The sequence below is a fragment of the Paenibacillus sp. GbtcB18 genome (assembly GCF_019091125.1).
Classification (GTDB): Bacteria; Bacillota; Bacilli; order Paenibacillales; family NBRC-103111; genus Paenibacillus_F; species Paenibacillus_F chitinolyticus.
Window position 1 is genome coordinate 227262 of sequence record NZ_JAGXJX010000006.1, and the last position, 26872, is coordinate 254133.

The window sequence follows — 26872 nt, forward strand, 5'->3', positions numbered from 1 at the left end:
CTTTTTGACCAGGAACCCTACCAAAGTAAAAAATAGTGAAATAACTAGTATAAAAACAAATAGTTTTAGTCCTGTTTCTATGAATTCCATTTAGATACAGCACCTCCTTAACAGATTGTAGTATAAACCGCTAAAGGGGAAAATGCCCATAAAATGATTTTGTTAAGGGATAATGCCTATCGGGTATTTAGAGGTACTGTTTTCGGAGAAAAATTTTTAAGTTCCCTATTTACAGAACCGAAAAATCCTCCTATAATGGCGATAGATTAATTCCTACTTTACCAATGGGATATTAAGAAATTAGCATTCGGATGGGATGCAGCTTAAAAACGGGGAGGAACAATCATGAAAAAAAGAGCTTCATACGCGGTTAGTCTGATTTTGGCTGCTTCACTGGCCCTGTCGGCTTGCAGCAGCTCCGGAACACCCGGCGCATCGGAAGCGCCGAAAACGGACGACCAGGCCAAACAGCAGACGGGCGCGAATCAGTTTATTGCCGCAACCGACAAATCCAAGTCGCCGGCCGCCGCTACCGCAAGGAAGGATACGGTCGTGGTTACGCTCACGGAACCCGGCGGCGTGTTCAATCCTTATTTTTATCACAACGGCTATGACGGCAACGTAACCTCGGTCATGTTCTCGCCGCTGGTCGACATCGACGAAACCGGCAAGCCGATCCCGGCTCTGGCCGAGAAGTGGGATATTTCCCAGGACGGGCTGAAGTATACGTTCCATCTTAAAAAAAATCTTAAATTCAGCGACGGTTCCCCGCTGACCGCGGATGACGTGGCGTTTACCCTGAGCGTGCTCTACGACAAAGCTTACGACGGCGAAACGGATATTACGGAAACGGCCGTTAAAGGCGGTCAGGCTTATAAAGAGGGCAAAGCCTCCACAATCGAAGGCATCAAGGTCATTGATCCGCAAACGATCGAAATCACGACGGAGAAAGCTAACGCCAGAGCGCTTCTGCTGCTGGGCGGCCAGGTTCTTTCCAAAGCCTACTACGGCAAAGACTACAAGCCGGGCAATCTCGAATACATAAAAACGCTCCATACCAAGCCGGTGGGAACGGGTCCGTACAAACTGGAGAAATTCATTCCGGGACAGGAAGTCCGCTTTATCGCGAACGAAAACTACTTCGGCGGCAAGCCGTCCGTGGAACATTTTATTTATAAAACGACCTCGGGTGACGCGACGCAATTCTTCCAGACCGGAGAAGTGGATTACAGCGCTTATCCGGCCAACGACGACAGCCTGGAACTTCTCAAAGGCCTTGGCTACGCGAACGTAAACATTTATACGTCTACGGCTTACAGCTTTATCAAGTTCAACCACAGCAAGCCGATTTTTAAAGACAAAAACGTCCGTCAGGCGTTTATTTACGGCCTGGACCGCGAGAAAATCGTCGCAGCCGCTTACCAGGGCTACGGGCAGGTAGCGAACGTGCCGATTTCTCCCGCTTCCTGGGCTTATACCGAAGAAGGCGTCAATACGTTCAAGTTCGATCCGGAAAAAGCGAAGAAGCTTCTCGACGATGCGGGCTGGAAACCGGGAGCGGACGGCATCCGGGAGAAAGACGGCACGAAGTTGGTCGTCCATTACTTCACGACGAAAGGCCCGCTCAGCGACGTGCTCGTTCCGATTGCCAAAGAAAATTACAAGAACATCGGCATCCAGCTCGAAACGGAACTGATGGACTACAACGCCCTGCTGGCGAGAACAAGCAAAGGCGATCACGATCTGGCTTCCTTCTCGACTACGATGCTGCCCGATCCGTCCGACGGTGTCATCAGCTTCTACTCCAAGAACAAAAGCAGCTTTACCGATACGAACGGCTATGCGAATCCGAAAGTCGATGAGCTGATCGAGAAAGGAATCTCTTCCTTTGACATCGAGCAGAGAAAAGCGACTTATAAAGAGCTGTACAAGGAACTGTCCGACGATCCGCCGTTTATCCTCCTGACGTACCGGAAAATCATTTCCGCGCATAACGCGAGAATCGAAGGCTTCAAACCGAACGGCTACACGGGCATTTCCTCCAGCCTGCCTAAGCTGAAGGTCGAGTAGTCTTTTCCATCCTATCAATAGCGGAAAGAGTCATGCCCAGCTTACAGGCTGGGCATCTTTCTTGGGAGGTACACAATGAAGTCTTACGTAATCAAACGATTGATTTATATGCTGATCACCCTGATCGGGGCGTCCATGCTTATTTTTATGCTGTATGCGCTGACGCCCGGCGACTTCGTCGATTCCAACCCGAAGCTGTCGATGGAGCGCAAGATCGAGCTGAAAGAGCTGTACGGACTGGATAAGCCGGTCGTGGAGCGCTATTTTATTTGGCTGGGCAATCTGCTGAAGGGCGATCTGGGCTTCTCGCTGCAGTACCAGCAGTCGGTGACCTCGCTGGTCGTCAGCTTTATCGGCAATTCCTTTCTGATCGCGTTCACTTCCATGATTTTCACGTGGCTGATCGCGATAGCGATCGGGGTTTTCTCGGCTACGAAGCAGTATTCCTGGTTTGACGCCCTGATTACGTTTCTGGTTTTCGCCGCCATGTCGCTTCCGGCTTTTTTCGTGGGGCTGCTTATTATTAAACTGCTCGCGGTCGACCTCGGCTGGTTTCCGCCGGGAGGCAAAATCACGACCGGCAGCACAACGACGGGTCTGGCTTACGTATGGGAAGTCATCCGTCACATGGCCCTTCCGGTCGCTGTCCTCACGATGCTGAGCGTCGGCTCGCTGACCCGGTACTTCCGGACGAATCTGCTGGAGGTCATCAAGCAGGATTTTATCCGGACCGCCAGAGCCAAGGGGCTCAAGGAGAAGACGGTCGTCTACAAGCACGCGCTGCGCAATGCGCTGCTGCCCGCCATCACTCTGCTCGGCTTCGAGATTCCTTCCTTGTTCGGAGGAGCGATCATCACGGAGAAAATCTTTAACTGGCCGGGGATCGGGCAGGTGTATATGCAGGCTTTTTCCGTACGGGATTATCCGGTCCTGATGGGGTTCACGATCTTTATCGCGACCTTGACCGTGATCAGCAACCTGATCGCCGATCTGCTCTACCGCGTGGCCGACCCGCGCGTAAGATTGAAATAGGAGGGCTCTTGCATGTCAGTCACCGCTCAACATCCGTTAAATCCGGCCGCGGTACAGCCGTCGGCTCCCAAGTCTTCTTTGTGGAAACAGTCGTTTCTGAGGCTCAGGAAGAACAAGATGGCCATGCTCGGTCTGGGCGTTCTTATATTTATATTTCTGCTCTGCTTCATCGGCCCGTTTTTCTCACCGTACAGCTCCGGTAAAGTGGATGCCGGTCTGATTAAGGCGCCGCCCAGTCTAAAGCACTGGCTCGGTACGGACCAGCTTGGCCGCGATATTCTGACCCGGCTTATGCAGGCGGGCCGCATTTCGCTTACGGTCGGCCTCGCATCCATGGTGCTGTCGGTCCTGATCGGATCGGTGCTCGGCATCCTCGCGGGTTTTTACCGGGGAGTCGTCGACCAAGTCATTATGCGCGTGGCCGACGTGCTGATGACGATTCCCGAGCTGCCGATGCTGTTCATTATGGGCGCCGTTCTGTCCGAATGGAAAGTGCCTTCCGATTACCGGCTGTATATCGTCATGATTATGCTCAGCCTGGTGGGATGGCCGGGACTCGCCCGAATGGTGCGCAGCCAGATTCTGGGCCTGCGCGAACGCGAATTCATCCAGGCCGCCGATGCCCTCGGCCTGAGGGACAGGCGCAAATTGTTCTACCATTTGCTGCCGAATACGATTCCGCTGCTCATTGTCGTCGCGACGCTGCGGGTTGGCGGGGCCATCATCGGCGAGTCGACGCTGAGCTACTTCGGGCTCGGTGTCGTGCCTCCGACGGCCTCCTGGGGGAACATGATCGACGCGGCCAATTCGCTGATCGATTTCCAGAAGCGGCCGTGGCTGTGGGCGCCTCCGGGCTTCGCCATCTTTATCACGGTCATTGCCGTGAATTTGCTGGGTGACGGACTGAGAGACGCCATGGATCCGAAAATGAAAAGCAGGTGAGCGCAATGAACAAACCGTTGCTTGAAATTAAACAGATGAGTACGCATTTCTATACCGATGAAGGAACGGTGAAAGCCGTAGACAACGTCAGTCTGAGCTTGAAAGAAGGGGAGACGCTGTGCATCGTGGGTGAATCCGGCTGCGGCAAGAGCGTAACCGCCATGTCGCTGATGAGGCTCGTTCAGGAGCCGGGCGGGAAGACGGTCGCGGGAGAGGTCTGGTTCGACGACAAGGACCTGCTGAAGGCGGGGCCGAAAGACATCCGTCATCTGCGCGGCAATGAGATCGCGATGATCTTCCAGGAGCCGATGACGTCGCTCAACCCGGTGCTCACCGTAGGCGAGCAGATGATCGAGCCCATTATCGAGCACCAGCTCGTCTCCCGGAAGCAGGCGAAGAAGCAGGCGCTGGAGCTGATCGGGATGGTCGGCATCGCACGCGCCGAGTCCATCTACGACAGCTACCCGCACGAGCTGAGCGGCGGCATGCTGCAGCGCATCATGATCGCCATCGCGCTCTCCTGCAATCCGCGGCTGCTCGTCGCCGACGAACCGACAACGGCGCTCGATGTGACGATTCAGGCGCAGATTCTCGATCTGCTGCGCAAAATCAAGGAAGAGCGCCGCACCTCGATCCTGCTGATCACGCACGATCTGGGGGTCGTGGCGGAGATGGCCGACCATGTCGTCGTCATGTACGCCGGTCAGGTCATTGAGGAATCCCCGGTGCTGGATCTGTTCCGCAATCCGAAGCATCCGTATACGCAGGGGCTTCTGCGGGCCAAGCCCGTCGTCAACCAGCGCAAGGAGCGGCTCTACACGATTCCGGGGCAGGTGCCTAAACTGGTGGATCTGCAGGAGTCGTGCTATTTCAGCGACCGCTGCGAGCATTGCATGGAGATCTGCCGCACGAAACAGCCTCCGATGCTCGAGACGGGCACGGGCCACAGAACGGCCTGCTGGTTATACGAGGAGGGAATCCGGTGAGTACGAAACTGCTTGAAGTCAAAGGCCTGAAAAAATATTTCCCGGTTTCCGGCGGCTTTCTTAACCGGACGGTGAATCACGTCAAAGCGGTCGACGATATCAGCTTCACGATCAACAAAGGCGACGCCTTCGGCCTGGTCGGAGAATCCGGAAGCGGCAAAAGCACTACCGGCAGGACCCTCCTTCGTCTGACGGACAAAACCGCCGGTGAAGTGATCTACAAAGACCGCGATATCTTCTCGCTGTCCAAAGGGGACATGCGCACACTCCGCACCGACATGCAGATTATTTTCCAGGACCCGTACAGCTCCCTGAATCCCCGCATCCGGGTAGGGGACGCCATCGGGGAAGCCGTGCTTGACCACGGGCTCGCCTCCAAGGCGGAGATCCGGGAACGGGTGCTGGAGATCATGTCGGTATGCGGGCTGGCTCCGCATCATATCGACCGGTTTCCGCACGAGTTCTCGGGCGGGCAGCGACAGCGGATCGGCATTGCGCGGGCGCTTATTCTTAATCCGGATTTCATCGTCGCCGATGAGCCCGTATCCGCACTGGACGTGTCCATTCAGGCCCAGATTATTAATCTGTTCAGTGATTTGCGGGACCAGAAGGATCTGACTTATCTTTTTATTTCCCACGATCTCAGTGTCGTGGAGCATTTGTGCAACCGGATCGGCGTCATGTACCTCGGCTCCCTGATGGAACTGGCTCCGCGCGACGAGCTGTTTGCGAATCCGCTTCACCCGTATACGCGGGCGCTTCTGTCGGCCATCCCGATCCCCGACCCGGAAATCCGCCGTGAGCGGATCGTGCTGACCGGAGATATTCCGAGTCCGGTCGACCCGCCGTCCGGCTGCAAATTCCATACCCGGTGCCCGTTCGCCAAGCAGGTGTGCAAGGAGGCCGTCCCCGAATACCGCAACGTGGGGGGCGAGCACTATGTCGCTTGCCATTTGGTTTGACGCCATGTAAACTTCTTCTAGCAGTCCGTATACTTTGAGTGGACGCTTGAGTGAATTGTCCGCCGAGTATCTCGTGCAAGCTGTCTGACCGCCCTCCTCTTAGCGGGGGCATGCCGTACAGGCAACCGGACAGCTACAGCCTGGGATCGAAGGGAAGCGTGAACGGCATGGCATATGAAGTTGAATTTTCGTTTCAGCCTGCGAACGAACTGATCGTCAGTCTGCATACGTATTTGTGCAAGATTTGGTATAAAAGAATCGGTCTCGGCCCGGACTGGGCCCCCGAAATCCGTACGGGACTCACGGACGATTTCCGGCAGGAGCTCGATTCGACGGAATTATCGCCGGAGTGGCGGCTGATCTTTCTTTTCGCTTACTTGTCTCCCGAAAAGAAAGACGTGCCCGGCTTCCTGCGGTGGCTTGAAAGCTTATCCCTCGGGGATCTGTACGTTCTCCTGTCGCCGTACATCCAGAACTTTCCCGCCGACATGCAGGCGGTGCGGGACAAGTTTGTCCACCTCCTGTCGGAGTGGAACAGCCAGTACTTCGCCAAGGTTGAGCCCGGCATCGTAGCCGCTCTCGATGAGGACGCGGAGAAGAACCGCGCCCTCATCGGACGGATGCCTGCCGCCGAGTTGGCGGAGCAGACGACTAGCGGCATGTATTTCGAGCCGGGAGGCAGCTTGGCGAAGGTCGTGTTGACCCCGCAGTTTCACTTTGTGCCGGGGAATGTGTTTTACAGCTTCGGGCCCGTTACGCTCTGCCAGTACCCGGCCAGTTTGCCCGGGCACGACCACGAGGAAGGGCCGTCGCCGAAATTGTACCGGATGCTACGCAGCCTTAGCGAGAAAAGCCGTCTGCGGATCCTCCGCTTTTTGCGCAGCGAGCCCCATAGCTTTATCGAGGTGGTGCGTTACTTGGGTATATCCAAAGGGATCACCCACGAGCATCTGTTCAGCCTGCGGTGCGCCGGGCTGCTCAAAGCCCATGTGACGGGGGAAACCGTCACGGGGTACAGTCTGCGGACATCGGCCGTAGGCGAGCTGCAGGAACTGCTGCTGGCGTACCTCGAAGACTAGCCGAAGCTGCGGGGGCAGCTTGCCCGGTACCGGGCAAGCTGAAAGGCGGGAGCGCAGAAGGGCAGAAGGCAAAACCCGCTAGAGCAAAGGCAACGAGTGGGGAAAGGAGCCGGGCCAGAGGTCCGAAGCTGGGTCCGAAACCCGAAGCCGAGCCCCGAGCCCAAAGCCCGAAGTAAGCAAAAAGCCGGATTTCCTCTTTTTCAGAGATCCGGCCTTTTTGCGTTTTCGGCGTAAGGAGTAAGCCTAGCGTTTGTTTTTTTCCAGAATATCTTCGGCGATTTGCCCGATCAGAAAAAGACTCCTGCCCGATCCCCCGGTTCATATCCGTTTCCCTTCCAATAATTGAGAATAATTATCAACATTGTAGTGGAACCGGAACAATTGAACAACGGTTTTCTTGGCGGAGTCTTTCTGCTACACGGAAAAAACGGCACATACAGCTTCGTGCATCGGTTCTATCCCGGTAAAGGTATGCTTTTAAAAAGAGCGGCTTATGTTTCATCGGGCCTCTATGCTTCCAAGAGCGGACAAGCGGAAAACGGGACTTTCACGCGTCCGGCTCCTGAGCCTCCAGAAGCAGTGTCACAAGGAAGACGGTGCCTTCGCCCAGCCGGCTTTCAACCGAGATTTCGCCGCCGTGCATTTCGATGATCTTCTGCACGATCGACAGCCCCAGCCCGCTTCCTCCGGCGGAAGAAGTTCTGGATTTGTCCGCTTTGTAGAAGCGTTCAAACACATGCTGGCGGTCTTCCTCGGTCAGCCCGATTCCGGTGTCGGCTACGCTCACGCGGGCACGGCCCTCTCCAGAGGACAGTCCGATACGGATCGTACCGCCCTCCGGCGTAAATTTGATGGCGTTGGACAAGAGGTTGATCCATACCTGGCTCATCAAATCCCGGTCCGCCCGGACCGTTAGCGGCTCCAGTTCGACCTCCATGTCCAGCTTCTTTTCCAGCCATTTCGGTTCACTGGCCAGCACGACATTGCGAAGCTGCTTATCGAGCCTGTACGGAATCTGCTCGAACGGGTGATGCTTCGATTCCAGCGAAGTCAGCTTGAGCAGGTTGTCGCTGATTTTGGATAAACGTTCGCTCTCCGTCTCGATGATGGTAATGTAGCGCAGCCGCGCTTCCGGCGAGAGATTTTCCTGCTTGATCGCCTTGGCGAAGCCTTGGATAGACGTCAGGGGAGACTGGATTTCGTGCGACACGTTGGAGATGAACTCCTGCCGCATTTTTTCCAGGGCACCGAGCTCTACGGCCATCTGATTCACATTGGAAACGATTGTGCCGAGCCGGTCCTTCTCATCCATCGGCAGATCGATGCTGACGGAGAAATCTCCCTTGGCGATACGCCGCATGGCGTCCTGGATCATATCCCAGACGATCATGTGCCTTTTGCTCATCAAGGAAGAGATCGCGCCGACACAGCCGACGAAGAGAATGAAGAAGACGGTGGCGAAAATCACCTGCTTCCAGTACGGGTCCGGCTCCGCGCCGAGCAGGGAATACAGGTAGGGCAAGCCGGTGTATGCCACGTAGGTGCAGAGCAGCATGATGGCCGTGGCGGCAAGCAGGATGAGAACGGCCGTACGGGCCCGGGCCGCGGAGCTTCTTCTCATTCCGCCGTTTCCAGGCGGTAGCCCAGCCCCCGGATGGTGCGGATTCTAAACCCGCAGTCTTCCTCGGGAAACCGCTCCCGGAGCCGCCGGATATGCACGTCGACGGTCCGCTCGTCACCCGCGTAATCGTAGCCCCAAATCTCCTCGATAAGCTGGTCGCGCGAGAACGTTTTGCCGGGATAGCTTCCCAGCTTGAACAGCAGCTCATACTCCTTCAGAGGCAGCGTCAGGTTCTCACCGTTCCACAAAAGCTCGTACGTGCTGCGCCGCATCGTCACCGAGCCGACTTCGACCGCCTGCGAGACCGAAATCCGGTATCGCTTCAACAGCGATTTTACCCGGACTGTCAGCTCGGCCGGCTCGAACGGCTTGACGAGATAATCGTCGGTCCCCAGGTTGAACCCTTTGACCTTCTGGCTCGTTTCGCCTTTGGCGGTCAGCATAAGCAGGGGAAGGTCGCCGTGATGGGCACGGATTTCGCGGCAGAGCTGCCATCCGTCCATCTTCGGCATCATAATATCGAGAATGACCATATCGATCTTGTGAGTTTCGAGCTTGGAGAGCGCGTCGAGACCGTCGACGGCCTCGATCACCTGCAGCCCCTCCGCCTGCAAAAAGATCAGCACAAGCTCCCGGATATGCGCATCATCGTCGACAACCAGAATGTTCGCCATCGGCTGTGCCTCCTTTTGAATAGTCTTTCATCGTCTTAGCTTTGCGAAATTTACGCTTCTTGAAGCCTCAACTGCTGGGAGGCGAACTCCCTGTACATTGAGTGAGTCTGGAACAACTGTTCATGCGTGCCGCTTCCGGTAATATGTCCTTTCTCGATAAAAAGGATATTGTCGGCATCCACGACAGTGGAGAGGCGGTGGGCGATGACCAGTGTCGTCCGGCCCTTCATCAGATTGTCCAGCGCTTTCTGGACGTAAATCTCGGACTGGCTGTCGAGGCTGGATGTCGCTTCGTCCAGCATCAGAATCTGCGGGTCCCGGAGCAGGGCGCGGGCGATGGCGATCCGCTGGCGCTGGCCGCCGGACAGCTTGATGCCCCGTTCGCCGACTTCGGTGTCGAATTTCTGCGGCAGTTCGGCGATAAATTCGCTGGCGTAAGCCATTTCCACGACCTTGTTCAGCTCGGCATCGGTCACTTCCCGCTCGACCCCGTAGCAGATGTTATCGCGGATCGTTCCCGAAATCAGGGCGCTTTCCTGGGCGACGTAGCCGATATGGCTTCTCCAGGAGTGCAGCGAAAACTGCTCGATCGGCGTATCTCCCAGCGTAATGGCGCCGCCCGTCGGCTTATAGTAGCGCTCCAGCAGCGAGAACGTCGTCGTTTTGCCGCCGCCGCTCGGACCGACAATGGCTGTTACTTTGCCCGGCTCGATCGTAAAGTTCAGTCCGGTTAAAATGCGCTCGTCTCCGTAAGCGAAATCCACGTCCTTCACACGAATCGGCCGGGAGACGTCCTTCAGAGCGGCTCCTTCGTACAGCTTCTCTTCATCCTGCTCCAGGACGGACATCATTCTTTCCGTAGCGCCCATCGCTTTCTGAAGGTGAGTAAAGAACATGGTCAACTGGGTGACCGGGATGATGATCTGGATCAGATAGAGAATGAAGGCGACCATGTCTCCCGCTGTCAGCGCTCCGGACGATACGCGGACGCCGCCGTATCCGATAATGGCGACAAGCACGACCATCAGGACGAACGAAATGAGCGGACTGATCAGCGCATGGATTTTCGCTTCGCGCAGGCCGAACCGGAACAGGTTCGTGATGCCCGTTTTTCCCCGCTCGTATTCGATTTCCTCGGCATTGGACGCTTTGACCAGACGCGTTTCAGGCAGAACCTGGTTGAGCACCGCGGTAAACTTGGCGGTTTCTTCCTGCATGCCGCGGGAAATGGTGAACATTTTTTTGCCGAGCAGCATAAGCACGACCATGGCCAGCGGCACCGCCAGCAGCATGACCAGCGTCATTTTCCAATCGAGAAAGAGCAGGATGATAACCGAACCGATAATGGACAGAACTCCGGTGATACAGTTGGCGAGATGCTCCGTGATGACCTCTTTGACGACAGCGGTATCGTTCGTTACCCGGCTTAACATTTCCCCGGATTCATTCGTGTCGTAAAACGAGATCGGTAGGTGGAGCAGCTTCTTCCACAAACGGTCGCGCAAATTCGCCACCACATGATGACCGACCCGGTTAAGCAGGTAAATGGACAGGCCGCTGGCCACCGCCTGCAGAACGAACGCCAGCACAAGCAGGCCGATCTGCCACGGATTCAGCGATTGAATCGAGAAGCCGTCCACGAGACTCTTCGTAAAGAGAGGAACGACAAAGCCGACCCCCGTCGTTGCCACGCTCATCACAAGGGCGGCGATTAAAAGCAGCTTCGAAGGATGAGTATCCTGAATCATGCGGATAAACAGCCGCCAATTTCCTAATTGTTTCTTGTCTTGTATAGTTTCTTGCATCTCAAGTGTTCTCCTCCCGCAAAACTGTGTGGCCACACAATCTTTTTCTGTGGTTTGTGTTCATGCCGTAAATTTATCATGCATTTATGAACTCCATATTAACTGGAAATGGAAGGGGCACACCTTTTCAACCTACATGAAAGATTAAAACCTCTCTAACACGGGGCTAACAATAAGTCCATATACTGGCAAAAACAAGTAAAAACACGTAATTCCATTAAAAAACCGGAAAATGACATGTTTTTTCTTGTTTAAATGAAAAAATAAAGGAGTGGAATTCATGTTACACGTGCTGAACGATTTGAAAAAAACAGCTGGAGCCGCCCTGCTTGCGGGCCTGCTTCTTCCGGCATCGCTTGCCGGAGCCGCCGCATCGCAGGAGACGAGTGCTGCACCCTCCATCGCCGGGAACACTGCCGGAGGACCGGAAAGCAGCGCGGCACAGTCGGACGCGTGGAAGCCGGAAGCCGGGCAGGCTGCCCCCCCCCCCGCGGCAGTGAAGAAGAAGAAGGTCCTCGTGATCGGGCTGGACGGCACGCGTCCGGACGCTCTGCAAGCCGCCAACGCGGTCAATCTGGACGCGCTGGCCGCCAACGGCGCTTACAGCTGGACGACGAAGGCGAACTCCAACTACACGTGGAGCGCGACCGGCTGGTCCACCATCCATACGGGCGTCTGGTACCAGAAGCACGGCGTTAAGGATAACACGTGGACGGGCAGCAAATTCGGCCAATATCCTTCCCTGATGAAGCGCGCGGAGCTGTACAACCCGGCTCTGTCGACGGCTTCCATCGTACACTGGGGGCCGATCAACGATAAGCTGGTAGAAGGCATTGACTTGGAGAAAACCGTCGCTACCGATGCCGAAGTGGTTTCGGATACGGTGAATCTGCTGAAAACCGGTAATCCGGACTTTCTTTTCCTTCATTTCGACGACATAGATCACGCCGGTCATACGTACGGTTTCAGTCCGAAAGTGTCCCAGTACACAAAAGCGATCGAAGGCGTGGACGCTCAGATCGGCACCATTCTGGACGCGGTCAAAGCCCGCAGTACTTACGCCCAGGAAGACTGGCTCATTCTCGTCAGTACCGATCACGGAGGCAAGGGCACTTCGCACGGCGGCAGCAGCAGTGAAGAAACGACCATTTTCCTGATCGCGAGCGGGGAAAGCACCGTTAAAGGACAACTGACGGGAACGACCAATCAGGCCGACGTTATGGTAACGGCTCTTAAACATCTCGGCGTGCCGGTCAGCAGCAGCTGGAACCTGGACGGCCGCGCGGTCGGGCTGATCCAGTAAGAGCGGCTCGGCTCAGACGAAGCAAAGCGGGCCTGACGGCCACCGCGCAGCGTCGCAACGCGCGTCCAGGATTCACGGCCGGCCCGCATAGGGCAGTGAATCCTGGACGCGGGAGAAGGCGGCGTGTCCCAGCCGTGTACGATCGGCGGCACGATGAGACGGCAGGACCGGGGAGAAATCCCCGGTTTTTTTATGCGGGCGAAGAAGAAACGCCGATAAGACAACCATTGCGAAAGCACCTGGCGAGGGTGCTTTTTGTACGGTCAGGGACATGCGCGGAAAGAACGGCAATTTTATTATTTTCTACCGCTTTATCATTTTCCACATCGTCTTTATCCCTTGTCTGTCAAGGACTTTGGTCATTTTTCGGGGAGGGTGCAAGAAAAATCCGCAGATTTATGAAAACGCTTTATTTACGAAAACTCTCCAGGCTTTCTATACTGGGGATGTGCTGAGGGCGCCAGAAGCCGAACAACGGATAGCCGGAACGCCTCCAGCGCAAATCCATCATTGAGGTCAAGGAGGCACAAGTATGACCCGTAAGCTTCTATCGACGTTTTTATCCCTGACGCTGTTTGCAACGATCGCATCGGCGTGCGCCGGGGGCAAGCAGGAGGGGGCATCTTCTGCAAATACGAAACCGAGCACCGCCGCCGCGGCAGACTACCGGGACACGGGCGGGCTCAAGCTTCCGCTGGTGGACGAACCCGTGACCTTGAACTGGATGCTGGTCAGCGACAATCCGGATCTAAGCAACAAGCTCATCGTAAAAGAGATCGAAAAAAGGACCGGTATCAAGCTGAACATCCAGGCTTACTCCAGCGCTAATTATAAAGATAAATTAAAAGTGGTGATGGCTTCGGGCAAGCTGCCGGACGTTTTTCACGGACTTACACTGGCGGAAGCCAACAAATTAGGCTCGCAAGGGGCGCTGACTCCGATCAATTCCTACCTCGACAAGCTGCCTAACTTCAAAAGCCTTTATGTAGACAACAAAGACAGCAGCTGGGTGATGAAGTCCTGGTCCGACGACAAAGACAACCTCTATACGTGGCCGATTTACAACATCAACCGGGATGTCAATCACGGCTTCCTATACCGCAAAGATATTTTCGACAAGCTGGGCATCCAGGAATGGAACACCACCGAGGAATTTTACCAGGTGCTGAAAAAACTGAAAGAAGCGTACCCGACTTCTTATCCGTACGCGTCCAAAATGAAAGATTATATTTTCCGGGACTGGGCGCCGGGCTGGGGGATCGGCGGAGCGAGTTATCCGGCGACCTACGACGAGAATGCGAAGATGTGGAAGCTTGCTTTTATCCAGCCGGAATATAAGCAAATGCTCGATTTCATGAAGAAGCTGTACAACGAGGGGCTTCTCGATCCCGAATTCATCACCGATACCGAGGCGTCCTGGACCGCCAAAATGACGACGAACAACAAGTCTTTCGTCACGTTCGACTGGATCGGCCGTCTGGATCTGTTCCATAACCAGGTCAAGTCCCAGAACCCGGATTACAACCTGCGCTACGGGAATCCGGTAGGACCGACGGGCAAAATCAAGCAGCTTTCCAAGATCGACAATTTCGGCATCGTCGTATCCAACAACAAGAACAAGGAAGTGGCGCTGAAGCTGCTCGATTACTTGTCCAGCCCGTCCGGGGCGGCATTGGTCACGATGGGCGTCGAAGGAGAAACCTTCAAGATGGAAGGCGGCAAGGCCGTCTATCCCGAGCTGAAAGATGTGCCGAACGTAGACATCGGCGTTCTCAAGGACCGCTACGGGCTCTGGCTGGAAGGGATGTACGTCCGCGCGGACAGCCGCAGCGTGTACTACAACTTTACGGAGAAGGAGCAAGAGGCCCAGGACAAAATGGTCAAAAACAACAAGATCGACGTGCTGGACCCCGTTCTGAAATTTACCGACCCCGAGACGAAGAAAATCGCCGATGTCCTGACATCTCTGCAGAAATCCGCCAACGAGTTCAGCACCAAGTACATTCTGAACAAGAGCTACGGGGACACGCAGTGGAATGAATGGCTGCAAACGGCCGAGAAAATGGGCGCTGCCGCCTACATTGAAGCTTACAACAACGCGCAGAAACGGTTCGACAGCAAATAAACGCGCCTTTCATAAAGATACAGAGCAAAGACGGACGGCATCCGCAATCAGTCGGGTGCCCCTTCCGCCTTGAAGGAGGTACCCTGCATGCATCAGGCACAGTCCGAGCTGGCCCAAACGGCGGTCAGCCAACCGAAACGTTCCAAAGGAGCCGAAATTTTGCGGCACATCAAGAGGGACCGCCAGCTCCTGCTTTTGTTCCTCCCCTGCATCGTCTTCTTCATCCTGTTCCGCTACGGCCCCCTGTACGGGCTGATCATCGCGTTTAAAAATTACAACGTGTACGAGGGCATCCTGGGCAGCGAATGGGTGGGACTGGAGCATTTCAAAGCGTTTTTCTCCAGCCGGGATTTCTGGATGCTGTTCCGCAACACGATCCTGCTCGGCTTGTTTACCCTCTTGTGGGGCTTTCCGTTCCCGATTCTGTTCGCCCTGCTGCTTAATGAAGTGCGCCTGCAATTTTTCAAAAAAACGGTGCAGACGCTAAGCTATCTGCCGGCGTTCCTGTCCGTCGTCATTATCTCCTCCATGATTATCGATTTCCTGTCGCCGACCCGGGGGCTGATCAATACGATTATTGAGGCGCTCGGCTTTACCCGGACCTATTTCCTGATCGACCCCGAATGGTTCCGTACCATTTACGTGTCCTCGGAAATCTGGGCGACGATCGGATATGACGCCATTATTTATTTGGCCGCAATCGCGGGCGTCAGTCCAACCTTGTACGAAGCGGCGCGCGTGGACGGCTGTACGCGGTTCCAGATGATGCGCTATATCACGATTCCGAGTATTTTGCCGACCCTTACGATTATGTTCATCTTGAAAACGGGCGCGATGTTCCGGATCGGTTACGAGAAGGTGCTTCTGCTCTACAACCCGATGACTTACGACGTGGCGGACGTGTTCTCCACGTATGTCTATCGCAAAGGTCTGCTTGAAACGAACTACAGCTATGCCGCTGCCGTAGGCTTGTTCGAGGCGCTGGTCGCGCTCGTGATGCTGCTGGTCAGCAACATGATCAGCCGGAGAGCGGGAGGAAGCAGCTTATGGTAACCGCAAAGGGAAGCAAAGTTCGCAAATTCGGCCTTTTCGATCTGATGAATGTGATCATTCTCAGTCTGGTCGCGGCCGCAACCGTCTATCCGGTGCTGTACATCATCGCAATTTCGTTCAGCGATTCGGCTTACATCGTGCAGAATAAAGTGTTCCTGTGGCCGCGCGGATTCAACCTGGACGCTTACAAGGAGATTCTGCAAAATCCGCGTATTCCGCGCGCTTATCTCAATACGATTCTGTACACGGGCGCGGGCACTTTCATCAACCTGCTGATGACGGCGGTGGCCGCTTATCCTCTCTCCCGGAAGACGTTCTTCGGGCGGAAATATTTTATGATCGCCATTGTGATCACGATGTTCCTGAACGGCGGCATTATCCCGACTTACATCGTCGTGCAGAAGCTCCACCTGCTGGATTCCATCTGGGCCCTCGTACTGCCCAACGCGATCTGGACAATCGAGCTGCTCATTCTCAAAAGCTTTTACGAGTCGATGTCCTCGTCCTTGCGCGAATCGGCCCTGATCGACGGCGCCTCGGAATACCGGATCCTGTTCAGCATTATCATTCCGCTGTCCAAGCCGGCGCTCGCTTCTATCGGCCTGTTCTACTTCATGGGCCATTGGAACAGCTTTTTCCTGCCGCTTATTTATCTCAACGACGCCAACCTTTATCCGCTGCAGGTGGTGCTCCGGGATATGCTTATCTTCGATCAGGCCAAGGAGTCGGGGCTTGTGGATCAGGCTGCGCTGACGCCGGAGGCGATGAAAAACGCGACCATCTTCATTTCGATGATTCCGGTGCTGCTGATTTATCCGTTTGCGCAGAAGTATTTTGCCAAGGGGATTATGCTCGGCTCCGAAAAAGGCTGAGAAGGGATGCCCGGCCGGATGTCGAAGATTAAGGGAACTAACAGCGTCATTTCCGTTATAGAGCGAGGGGGACGGAATATGCCGAGGATCCGCTGGAAAGCGAACATGGGGCTGCTGAAGATTTTCTTTTCGCTTCTGCTGGTGGCCATTGTCATGTTCGCATCCAATTACTTGGTCTTCGAGAATTCGATTTCGGGTATTTATCGTCAAGTCAGCGAGAATAACAAACTGGTTGTGAAGCACGTCATCCGGTCGTTCGATCAGGCTTTTAAAGAAATGAACGACCTCATCTATTCGATCCATGCCCTGCCCTACAAGTCCTGGGAGGTGATGGAGGATGACCGGATCAACATGAACGACGTGTATCTGATGCAGAAAAACATGACGACCCTGGTGTCATCCATGGATTATCTGGAGGAAGTCGTCCTGTTCGAGAAAGGGTCCGCCATCGCGATTACCTCGCAAGGGACGTCGAGCCTGGAGGCGCTCTTCAACGAACAGTACCGGCACGATACGTACAACGCGGAATACTGGAGGTCTTTTGCCGAGACGAACCGGACACAGAAAGTATTTCCTGCAAGCGTATTCAAAGTGAAATTCGCGGACCGGCTTGTCCAGAACCGCAATCTCATCGTGCTGATGGGAAGCAATCAGATTTCGACGTACAACATTATGCTGCTGATCGACGTGGATAAGCTGCTGAAGCATGTCAACCAGACCGCGATGATGCAGGGCACTTCCCTGATGGTGATGGATGCCGAGCGCAACCGTATTCTGAGTACGGACCCGGAGTGGGATCTGGTGGAAATGCTGAACGAGGTGTATTTTAACCCGGGGCAGGAAGCGATGGTCAAAAGCCGGGATTACGAGTATCTGTTTTATAAATCCGACTATAACGATTTTATTTATATCGATAAAATGCCGGTTGAGCTCGCGGGCACCGCACCGGTAGTCGCGTGGAACCGGATGATCATGATTATCGCCATTTTGTCGGCGGTGGGTCTATCCATCGTCCTCAGCCACTACCTGTACCGGCCGATCCGGGATCTGGTCCGCCTGCTGGGCGGAAAAACGGCGGAACCGCAGGCGGATTACAACCGTATCCGAAGCGGCATCGAGCAGATCCAGCTGGAGAATGCTTCCGTCAAAGTCCAGATGGAGACGGTGCATTCCGAAATCCGACGCGGCGTGTTCCTGCATGCCCTCGACGAATTCTCGCATTCGCGCGAATTCGAGAACCGGATGCAGCACATCTTCGCGGATTTCTTCCGGACGGGTCAGTTCATGATGGCCGCCATTCATCTGCGGCCGAAGGAAAGCCCGGAAGCCGGAAGCGAACCGCCGGCGCCGATGCGGGCCGCTGCCCTGGAGCAGGCGCTGCAGGCCATGCTGCGTGAAGCGGCCGGAGAGGCCCGAGGCCACTGCTCCGTTTTCCACGCGGGAAGCCTGCAGTTCCTGGCGCTGATCGGCCTTGAGCGGCCTTCGGACCGCGAGCCGGTCATCCGGCGCATGGGGCAGATACTGAAGCAGGCCGGGAACGGACCGCTGAAGGACGTCGCCGTTATGGCGGCCGTCAGCAGGCTTTACGCCTCGAAGATCCAGTACTGCCAGGACGCTTACCGCGAGGTGAAGCGTGGCCTGATGTACCGGGATCTCTCGGAGGCAAGCCCCATCACGGACACGCAGGCGATCCGGTATACGTGGAAGGTGTACTTCCCGCTGCATGAAATCGAGAAGCTCTCCAATCATCTCGCGGGCGGGAACGTGGAGGCATGCCTTGCGATGATCCGCGCCATTCTGGAGAAGAACGCCGAGCGGCAAGTCCATCATCACCAACTGGTTCCCGTTGCCGAGTGCATGTACTATCACATGCAGCAGTACGTGGAGCCGGGCAAAGTCGACGGGCAGGAGCTGATCCGGCTGCAGGACGGCTTCATCCGGGCGGTCCATCAAGCGGTGGACTACCGGGAGATCGAAACCGCGCTGGAATATGCCGCGCGCCGCTTTGCGGAATGGCGGAAACCGGCGGGAGACACGAAGCTGGAAGCTGAATTCATCGCCCAGTATATCAACCTGCATTACAAGGAAAATCTGCACCTGGATCATATGGCCGAGCTGCTGGGCACGACCCCGAAATATTTCTCGAACTACTTCAAGAAAGCGTTCGGCATCAATTTCGTGGAATATCTCAACAAGGTCCGAATGGCGCACGCCAAGGAATGGCTGAAAACGACCGACTGGTCGGTTGCGGAAATCGGCGAGAAATCGGGATATCTCAATTCGTCGACCTTCACGAGCACGTTTAAAAAATACAACGGCATTTCGCCCAGCGAATACCGGAGGAAGTCGATTTCCTGACGGGGATGCCGAGAGAGGTTCACGCAGCCAAGGATCGCTTGAAGCGAGGAACGAAGGTTGCCTGGCGAAAGGTTGACCGGTCGATAAAGAACGGCCTTAAGATGAACGTGGATAAATTAGTAACGCGCCCAATAACTAACGAGACCAATAACTAAGGCGGCCAATAACTCATGGGGCAATCATTTAATGATGCGTAATTAAAAACACCCTAACTACGGGCATAGAGATTAGCGAAAACATGAATAACGGAACTACATGCACATTGAATGACGTGAAACTGGATGACGAGGCACCGAATAACGAAATATCGAATAACGAAATATCGAATAACGAAACACCGAATAAAGACACATCGAATAACGAAACACCGAAGAAAGACACATCGAATAACGAAGACACTACCCTTATACCCGGGATACCCCGCCCGGATACCGCTCTCTCCGAGCAGGCCTCATTCGGGCGGGCATACGGGAAGCTGACGAAGGGCATGGAGGCAAAAAGAAATGAAATGCGTTGCGGCACAACATGGAAAAATTGTTCTGCGTGAACTGGAGGAACCGCCGCTCCTGCCGGGGCATATTCTGATCCGTACCGAATATTCGGGGATCAGCCCCGGAACGGAGCTGTCGATGCTCCGCCGGTCCGGCGAGAAGCCGGTCGAGCTGGGCTACAGCGCGGTCGGCATCGTCACGCGGGCCGGCGAGGGCGTCCGCGGCTTGGAGCCGGGACAGCGCGTCGCCTGCTACGGCGCCCCTTACGTCCGGCACGCCGAGACGTTGGCCGTTCCGGCGAATCTGGCCGCCCCGGTGCCGGATCACGTCCGGCCGGAAGAGGCGGCGTTCGCCGGGCTCGGCGCCATCGCGATCCACGCGCTGCGTACGGCCGACCTGCGGTTCGGCGAGTCCGTCGTCGTGGTCGGGCTCGGCATCCTCGGCAACCTGACGGCGCAGATCGCCTCGGCCGCCGCCATCCGGACGGCGGGCCTGGACCTTGACGCCGGACGCGCGGAGCGGCTGCGCATGGGCGGCGTCGAGGCGTTCGCGGACGCCGATGAGCTGGAAGCGCAGCTCGCGCGGGTGACCGGCGGTCTCGGCGCCGACAGCGTCCTGCTCTGCGTGGGCGGCGACGGGGAGCCGCTGATCAACCGCGCGTTCGGCTGGCTGCGGGACCGCGGATCGGTCGTCCTTGTCGGCGACGTGAGCGCGAATTTCTCGCGCGGCCAGATGTTCGGCAAGGAGGCCCGCGTGCTGATCTCCCGGGCGGGAGGCCCCGGACGCTACGACCCGATGTACGAGCGCGACAACCGGGATTACCCCGTCGGCTACGTCCGCTGGACGGAAGGCCGCAATACCGCGGAGTACATCCGTCTGCTCGCGGAAGGCCGCATCTCGGCGGCCCCGCTGCTGACCTCGCTTCCGTTCGGCCGGGCCGCGGAAGCATACGAAAGCTTCCGCGGAAGCGAACCGGCGCTCGGTGTGCTGCTCCGGTACGGAGCGGACTAAGGTTGGTCCGCTTAGCTGCCGCTTGCCGTGGCGGACCGCCCCTTTGACCGGCAGTCAGTCCCCGTCCGTGCGGACCGATCCTTTGGCCGGCAGCCCGGGCCTGTCCATGCGGATCGTGCGCCTCTTGACCGGAGACCCCGGGGCCTGTCCCACGCGGAGCGGCCCCTTAACCGGAATCTCGAGGCTTTTACACGCGGAAAAAACGGCTGCGGCGGCATAAGACGGCCAAGGCGGAACTCCTCGTTCTCTCGCGAAAGTACTGCTCCCAGTTAAATCTACGTGAACAAAGCGAAACCGATCCTTGTCTCAAGGTGACGTTTCGCTTATTTGTATCTTCTTTTTTTTGCGGGCACGAGTATTTCCGGTATTTCTCAAGTTCCGCATCAAAAAAACGTAACAATTTTAATTTAAGATTGGAGTCGTAAAGGTACTTAACCACGAACGAAGGAGGTCGGAGGGCGATGGGGGATCTCATCCTGGAGCTGGTGGACCAGTACGGATATGCGTTTTTTTACGCGGCTCTGGCGCTGGGGCCTTTCGGCATTCCGGTACCCAATGAAGTGACTGTAATGACAGGCGGCGTTATCGGAGCCGAAGGGCTGCTTAATCCCTGGCTCGTTTATGTGTGTATTTTTCTAGGGCTGGTCACGGCAGTCACGATCGGGTATGTGATCGGCCGGGCATTCGGCAAACGTCTGATTAACCGGCTGCGCGGAAAGGAAAGATTCGCCCGGTATTTTGCGTCTTCCGAGCAGCTTCTCGATAAGTACGGCACGGCAGCGATCTGCATCAGTTGTTTTATCCCGTGTGTCCGGTATATCGTCCCGATTTTTATGGGCGCATACGGCAAACGCTATGCCAAATTCGCTCTGTACGCATATAGCGGAGCCTGGGTATGGACGCTTCTTTTTTACGGAATCGGGCGTCAGTGGGGCGGCAATCTGTCCCAGCTTCTGATCGTCCCGGAAACGAAGCTCTTCCTGGTTATCGGCTGCGCCGCGGCGGTTTTATTCCTTTTCTGGAGAAATAGAACCAAAAAATCACAAACCTAGACACGCCATATCCCCTGCTAAAAACCCGGATACCGGTGAACGATATAAATTTTTTTGCGGATTCGTCTTGACCCTCCTCTTGGAGGAGCCTTTAGACTTTGACAGGAAAGGAGGAATACCATGCTAAGCGACAAGCTCTTGACCGTCAAGGAAACCGCGCGGGTGTCGGGTGTAACGGTAAAGACCCTGCATCATTACCACAAAATCGGTCTACTCCCGCCCAGGGAGATTAGTGAAGCGGGCTACCGGCTGTACGGGATGGAGGAGCTTCAGCGTCTGCAGGAGATTTTGTTTTATCGGGAACTGGATGTACCGCTGGAAAAAATCAGGAGGGTGCTGGAAGAAAAGCCGCAGCGGACGGCTGTTTTATCGGAGCAGGAGGAGCTGCTTACGGCGCGGAAGGTAAGGCTGGAACAGCTTCTCCTGACGCTGCGGCAGTCCATCCGGTACGCCTCGGAGGGAGAAAGAATGGAAATGGCAGACATGTTCAAGGGATTCGGCAAGGAAGAGGAATGGAAAGAGGCGCTGACGGAACAGAACGAGTATTTGAAAGAAACGTACGGGTACGATCTTCTGGAGAAAGAAACGATCGACGTGGAGGCGTTGAACGAACAGGCTGCGGAGGCAAAGCGATTTACGGACGGGATGGCCGCCGCCCTCAAAGACGGAGTGAAGTTCGATCACGAAGACGTGCGGACGCTGCTCCGGGACCACCTGGATTTCCTGAATAAAGCAGGGCACGCATTCGGACCTCAAGACTACGTCAATCAGGCGAAGTTTTTTATGGAAGACGATTTTCACCGGCAGATGCTGGAGAGCCAGCAGACCGGTTTGGCTTATTATTTGCGCGCCGCCGCCGAATCATGGGCGTCCGCACAATAACGGCGAAACGTATTGCAAACGACCGCCGGGCGTATGTTGCCCGGCGGTTTTTTGCGGTATAATTAGTTTCTCGGTCGGCGCCCGCGCGCGGTGCGCATAGCCGCTTTAAACGCATGACATCATCCTGCCCGGAAAGGGGGAGAACCGGTGGCTTTTGGAGTAAAAAGAGAGGAATTGCAGCGCTGGAAAGCGGCGGTTTCCCGTGGGGATATCGCTTACCTGACGCATTACTGGCTGGAGCCGCGTTTTCCCGGAATCACGACGGTCACGAAAGTCGGGTGTTCCGACCTCGACCGCTTGTCCGACTGGTGCATCTCCCACGGGCTGAATCCCAGGTACATTCATAACCGGGCCCCGTTTCCGCATTTTGACCTGATCGGCCCCAAGCAGAAAGAAATCTTGCGGAAAGAAGGCATTCACGACCAGTTGGAGCGGTTTAGGCTGCTTGATTGAAGAAGCCAACCCCCGGAGGGAATGTGCGCGCCATATGGGACCGTATAAAAGGAGCTCCGCCGGGGGCTTCTTTTTGCTGCCTCGAAAAGTCAAAAAAATGCATACATCGGTCATTTCTGTTCATGTTCAAGCGGCGGGATATTCAGTAAGGTAGAAGGGGAAGAGCACGAATGATTCCTACGCTCGTGCTGTACGCCCTTCTTCAGGGTAAAATAACTGCCGGCATCCATGTGGGCGGCTTGAAAGGATAGATAAAACTTATGACAAGCTTTAAAGTGAAAGGCAGCCAATTTCTCTTGAACGATAAACCGTTCCGGATTATTTCCGGGGCTCTTCACTATTTTCGCGTTGTTCCGGAATATTGGCGTGACCGGCTGCTGAAAATGAAAGCCTGCGGCTGTAACACGGTGGAAACGTACGTGGCGTGGAACGTTCACGAGCCGGAGGAAGGAAAATTCGAGTTCGGCGGTATAGCGGATGTAACCGCTTTTGTAGAGCTTGCCGGGGAACTGGGCCTCCATGTGATCGTGCGGCCGAGCCCGTATATTTGCGCCGAATGGGAGTTCGGGGGCCTGCCGGCTTGGCTTCTTAAGGACTCGGAGATGCAGCTGCGCTGCTCCGATCCTAAGTTTCTGGCGAAGGTCGACGCCTACTATGACGTGCTGCTGCCGAAGTTCGTTCCGCTTCTATGCACGAACGGGGGCCCGATCATTGCCATGCAGGTGGAGAACGAATACGGCAGCTACGGTAATGACAAGGCGTATTTGCGCTATCTGCGGGACGGCATGATCGACCGGGGCATCGACGTTCTCCTGTTTACCTCGGACGGGCCGACCGACGAAATGCTGCAGGGCGGAACGCTGCCGGATGTGCTTGCCACGGTGAATTTCGGCTCCAGATCGGAAGAATCGTTCGCCAAGTTTAGAGAGTACCGGCCGGATGAACCGCTCATGTGTATGGAGTTCTGGAACGGCTGGTTCGATCATTGGATGGAAGAACACCATACGCGCGACGGAGAAGACGCCGCCCGGGTGCTGGACGACATGTTCGGCGCCGGCGCTTCCGTCAACTTTTATATGTTCCACGGCGGGACGAACTTCGGCTTCTACAGCGGAGCGAATCATATCAAGACGTACGAGCCTACGGTGACGAGCTACGACTATGACGCTCCCTTGACGGAGCGGGGGGACTTAACGGCGAAGTACGAAGCGTTCCGTGAAGTTATCTCCAAGCACGAAGGCGAATCAGGCTGCGCTCTGCCCGAGCCTCTCCCGGTAAAGGAATACGGCGAGGTGGAGATGACAGAACGTGCGGATCTGTTTGCACAGATCGGCAAGCTGTCGCAGCCGGTCCGGCGGGTAACGCCGGAACCGATGGAGAAGCTGGGCCAGAATTACGGCTTTATTTTGTACTCGACGCACGTGACCGGCCCTCGCCGGGGGCAGGAGCTGCATATCCAGGACGTGCGCGACCGCGCTCTGGTGTTCCTGGACGGCAGCTATATCGGCGCCGTGGAACGGTGGGACGTCCGGCCGCTCAAGCTGGAGGTGCCGGCCGGGGGAGCGCGTCTCGACATTCTCGTCGAGAATATGGGGCGCGTCAACTACGGCCCGCTGCTGCGCGATCACAAGGGAATCACGGAAGGCGTGCGGATCGACAACCAGTTCCAGTACGACTGGGACATTTATCCGCTTCCGCTGGATTCGATGGACGGGCTTGAGTTCTCAGAGGCTGCAGGCTTGGAAGACGCGGACACGGCAGGCGAGAAGCCCGCGTTCTACCGGGGCTTCTTCGAAGCGGAGGAGGCGGCCGACACGTTCCTCCGGCTGGAAGGATGGACGAAGGGCGTTGCGTACGTCAACGGCTTCAACCTGGGACGCTACTGGGAGCGCGGCCCGCAGAAATCGCTGTATGTGCCGGGGCCTCTGCTGCGCAAAGGGACGAACGAGATTGTCCTGTTCGAGCTTCACGGCACAGAGCGGCTTTCCGTCCGGCTTGAAGACAAGCCGGACTTGGGGACAGAAGCTGCCGTGGACCAGAGCATATTGAATTTCACGGGAGAGTAAAAAAAGAGCGCGGATGTATAGTCCGCGCTCTTTTTTATGCTCTTGCATGCCGTAATGCGGTGTATGCGGCGCGATATAACTTGCACGGAGGCTGTGCGGATAAAGCCGGGCGGCCACCTCTCAAGCGGGAGAGGGTCTAAAAAAGAGGCTGCCGTTCCATGGCCGTCCGCTCAGATCCGCAATTTTCCGCATGCGACAGAATCAGCCCGGCCGTAAGGTCCGGATGGGAAATCGGAAATTGGTGCCCGGCGGGGATTTCCGTTACGGGCAGATGCCGGAAAGCTTGGGGCAGGCGGTACCGCCGATCCAGCCCTCCCCAGATGAGACGGACTTTGCCCGTGTCCCACTTCCCGGGACTCAGGCCGAACGCTCCGGCGTTCCCGAGAGCGGCGAATACGTCCGCGTTCGTTTTGCGGACCCGGGGCGAAGCCAAATCACGGAGCACATAGCGCACGTACTCCTGCGGGACTTCCTCCTCGTCCGCAAAGCTGCCCGATTCCAGCAGCTTCCGGACCAGCGCCCGCTCCGTCATCCTCTTCATATAAGCGCCCGCGATCCAGGCGGGGACGCCGGCATGAGCCGGATGAAGGGCCGGCTGCAGAAGCACCGCTCCGCGGACATAGCCCGGCAGCCGCTCCATCACCTTGGCGGCGATAAGCCCTCCGAAGGAGTGACCGGCCAGCACAACCGGCTCCCCAAGCTCCATCAATGCGCCCGTGACCGCCTCGACATAACCGGCGATTACATCGTTTCCGTGGTGATAGGGCGAGCGCCCGAAACCCGGCAAATCCGCGGCGTATACGGGATGACCGTTCAGCCGTGAAGCGGCCGGGAGCAGCGGGAACGCCCCGCTGAAGGACCCGTGCAGGAGCACCACCGGGATGCCGGAGCCTTCCTGGCGGGACCATACGGCGAGCTTGCCCAGACGGCCCGGTTTAAATTCAGCCCCCGGCAGCCCCGCTTCCCCGTGAGAGAGCCGGTAATCCAGATCGGCTATGGTGCCGGGCAGAATATCCCTGTTCAGCCCCGTATCCAGCTTGTATTTCCGCTCCACGGCTTGCTTGGAGGCAAGAGGAAAATCGCCGTCCGCGATAAAATTTATGGACTCCGCCGGAATGCCGGTTTTACGGCCCCATTTTGTCCCCAGAGCCTTGGTCAGCAGGGGCAGAGGCATCGCGCCGAAGGGGCCCCGGACACGCACTTCTTTGGCGATGCTCCGGGCCAGTTCACGCATATCGGGGCTGCCGCTTTTTTCGTCGAGCAGAAAATAGGTGCCGTTCCCGGGCTCCTCTTCCCGGACCAGCGCCGCGATGAATGCGGCCGCATGGTCGGCGTGCACCATGGGGAGCCAGTGCCCGGCACCGCCGGGGGAGAGGGGCATAAGACCGCGCCGGACCGAGTCGACGAGAATGCCGAGACCTCCCGTTTGCTCGGTGACGCCGGTGGCGGAATCCCCGATCACGACGCTGGGATTTACGACGGAGAGCGGAATTCCTTCGCGGTACAGCGCTTTGCGGATATGCAGGTCTGCGGCCAGCTTCCGGTTCTCGTATGGAGGTTCGCCGGGATGCCCGATGTGCTCGGGAAGATCGGCGTTTTTTTCGTGGTAAGGGCTCTTGAAGCCCACCAGATGGATAAAATGCTTCAGTCCCCGGTTCTTATGGATCTGTTTCGCCAGGGACACCATCTCTTCGCTGGAGCGGAAAAACACGTTCTCGGCCTCCTCCCGCCCGAGCCCGATGTCCATGGGCCCGCCCATGTGCAGGAGAATATCCGCCTGCCCGGCAAGCTCTAAGCCGATATCGTCCAATCCGAGCGAAGGCAGAGACAGGTCGCCTTTCACGGGACGGATATGCGGGGAGTACTCCAGACCCTCCTTTTTCAGAATAGAATTGAAGCGGGTGAGAGACCGGACCAGGACGGTAAGGCGATGGGATTCCCATTCCCCCGGCCCCGACCCAGGAAGGGATAAAGCGCGGAGAACGTGACGGCCGATAAAGCCGGTTCCGCCGGTAATAAAGATGTGTGCCATTCA

The 26872-nt window shown here is 56.3% G+C and carries 20 protein-coding genes; 16 read left to right on the forward strand and 4 right to left on the reverse strand.

What is annotated here, in order from left to right; translation table 11 throughout:
• Positions 1–345: 345 nt before the first annotated feature.
• The 6 genes from KVT34_RS18840 (at position 346) to KVT34_RS18865 (ending at position 7071) form a co-directional block, all read left to right on the forward strand.
• Positions 346–2070, forward strand: coding sequence for an ABC transporter substrate-binding protein (locus KVT34_RS18840; RefSeq protein WP_217560354.1), 1725 nt, complete (start codon positions 346–348; stop codon positions 2068–2070).
• 75 nt (positions 2071–2145) lie between these two features.
• Entirely contained in the window at positions 2146–3102 is a 957-nt protein-coding gene (locus KVT34_RS18845) for an ABC transporter permease (RefSeq protein WP_042231988.1), read from the forward strand.
• Positions 3103–3114: 12 nt separating this feature from the next.
• Positions 3115–4044 (forward strand): oligopeptide ABC transporter permease, encoded by a 930-nt coding sequence (opp4C, locus tag KVT34_RS18850; protein WP_217560355.1) that lies wholly within the window; start codon positions 3115–3117, stop codon positions 4042–4044.
• Between the two features lie 5 nt (positions 4045–4049).
• Positions 4050–5030 carry an ABC transporter ATP-binding protein gene (locus tag KVT34_RS18855; RefSeq protein ID WP_217560356.1) on the forward strand — a complete coding sequence of 327 codons (981 nt, stop codon included), beginning with the start codon at positions 4050–4052 and terminating at the stop codon, positions 5028–5030.
• Entirely contained in the window at positions 5027–5992 is a 966-nt protein-coding gene (locus KVT34_RS18860) for an ABC transporter ATP-binding protein (protein ID WP_217560357.1), read from the forward strand. The genes KVT34_RS18855 and KVT34_RS18860 overlap by 4 nt, the downstream gene beginning before the upstream one ends.
• Before the next feature lie 110 nt (positions 5993–6102).
• Positions 6103–7071 carry an ArsR/SmtB family transcription factor gene (locus tag KVT34_RS18865; protein ID WP_254634987.1) on the forward strand — a complete coding sequence of 323 codons (969 nt, stop codon included), beginning with the start codon at positions 6103–6105 and terminating at the stop codon, positions 7069–7071.
• Positions 7072–7618: 547 nt separating this feature from the next.
• On the opposite strand, the gene KVT34_RS18870 is transcribed toward KVT34_RS18865, so the two are convergent.
• From KVT34_RS18870 to KVT34_RS18880, 3 genes are read right to left on the reverse strand one after another with little or no spacing between them, the layout of a single operon-like run.
• Complete coding sequence (locus tag KVT34_RS18870) at positions 7619–8692, reverse strand: HAMP domain-containing sensor histidine kinase (protein WP_217560358.1); 1074 nt, start codon at positions 8690–8692, stop codon at positions 7619–7621.
• On the reverse strand, positions 8689–9366 hold the full coding sequence (locus KVT34_RS18875; protein WP_042231977.1) for a response regulator transcription factor: 678 nt from the start codon (positions 9364–9366) through the stop codon (positions 8689–8691). The genes KVT34_RS18870 and KVT34_RS18875 overlap by 4 nt, the downstream gene beginning before the upstream one ends.
• Positions 9367–9416: 50 nt before the next feature.
• Positions 9417–11171: an ABC transporter ATP-binding protein gene (locus KVT34_RS18880; protein ID WP_217560360.1), complete on the reverse strand. Its 1755-nt coding sequence runs from the start codon at positions 11169–11171 to the stop codon at positions 9417–9419.
• Positions 11172–11451: 280 nt separating this feature from the next.
• Here KVT34_RS18880 and KVT34_RS18885 point away from each other — a divergent pair, with 280 nt between their 5' ends.
• From KVT34_RS18885 to KVT34_RS18930, 10 genes are all read left to right on the forward strand, one after another.
• Positions 11452–12474, forward strand: a complete 1023-nt coding sequence (locus KVT34_RS18885; RefSeq protein WP_217560361.1) for an alkaline phosphatase family protein — start codon at positions 11452–11454, stop codon at positions 12472–12474.
• A 532-nt stretch (positions 12475–13006) separates the two neighbouring features.
• Positions 13007–14599 carry an extracellular solute-binding protein gene (locus tag KVT34_RS18890; RefSeq protein WP_217560362.1) on the forward strand — a complete coding sequence of 531 codons (1593 nt, stop codon included), beginning with the start codon at positions 13007–13009 and terminating at the stop codon, positions 14597–14599.
• Positions 14600–14686: 87 nt separating this feature from the next.
• The gene (locus tag KVT34_RS18895) at positions 14687–15652 is read left to right on the forward strand and encodes an ABC transporter permease (RefSeq protein WP_217560363.1); all 966 of its coding nucleotides are present in this window, start codon (positions 14687–14689) and stop codon (positions 15650–15652) included.
• Entirely contained in the window at positions 15646–16524 is an 879-nt protein-coding gene (locus tag KVT34_RS18900) for a carbohydrate ABC transporter permease (protein ID WP_217560364.1), read from the forward strand. Before KVT34_RS18895 ends, KVT34_RS18900 begins: the two co-directional genes overlap by 7 nt.
• 78 nt (positions 16525–16602) lie before the next feature.
• Positions 16603–18882, forward strand: coding sequence for a helix-turn-helix transcriptional regulator (locus tag KVT34_RS18905; protein ID WP_217560365.1), 2280 nt, complete (start codon positions 16603–16605; stop codon positions 18880–18882).
• Positions 18883–19385: 503 nt separating this feature from the next.
• On the forward strand, positions 19386–20384 hold the full coding sequence (locus KVT34_RS18910) for a zinc-dependent alcohol dehydrogenase (protein WP_217560366.1): 999 nt from the start codon (positions 19386–19388) through the stop codon (positions 20382–20384).
• A gap of 461 nt (positions 20385–20845) precedes the next feature.
• Positions 20846–21436 (forward strand): DedA family protein, encoded by a 591-nt coding sequence (locus tag KVT34_RS18915; RefSeq protein WP_217560368.1) that lies wholly within the window; start codon positions 20846–20848, stop codon positions 21434–21436.
• A gap of 120 nt (positions 21437–21556) precedes the next feature.
• The gene (locus KVT34_RS18920) at positions 21557–22318 is read left to right on the forward strand and encodes a MerR family transcriptional regulator (protein ID WP_217560369.1); all 762 of its coding nucleotides are present in this window, start codon (positions 21557–21559) and stop codon (positions 22316–22318) included.
• Between the two features lie 147 nt (positions 22319–22465).
• Complete coding sequence (locus KVT34_RS18925; RefSeq protein ID WP_217560371.1) at positions 22466–22771, forward strand: hypothetical protein; 306 nt, start codon at positions 22466–22468, stop codon at positions 22769–22771.
• Between the two features lie 260 nt (positions 22772–23031).
• Positions 23032–24837 (forward strand): glycoside hydrolase family 35 protein, encoded by a 1806-nt coding sequence (locus KVT34_RS18930; protein WP_217560372.1) that lies wholly within the window; start codon positions 23032–23034, stop codon positions 24835–24837.
• Between the two features lie 136 nt (positions 24838–24973).
• Here the strand turns inward: KVT34_RS18930 and KVT34_RS18935 are convergent, their stop codons facing one another.
• Positions 24974–26869 (reverse strand): alpha/beta fold hydrolase, encoded by a 1896-nt coding sequence (locus tag KVT34_RS18935; RefSeq protein ID WP_217560373.1) that lies wholly within the window; start codon positions 26867–26869, stop codon positions 24974–24976.
• Positions 26870–26872: the final 3 nt, after the last annotated feature.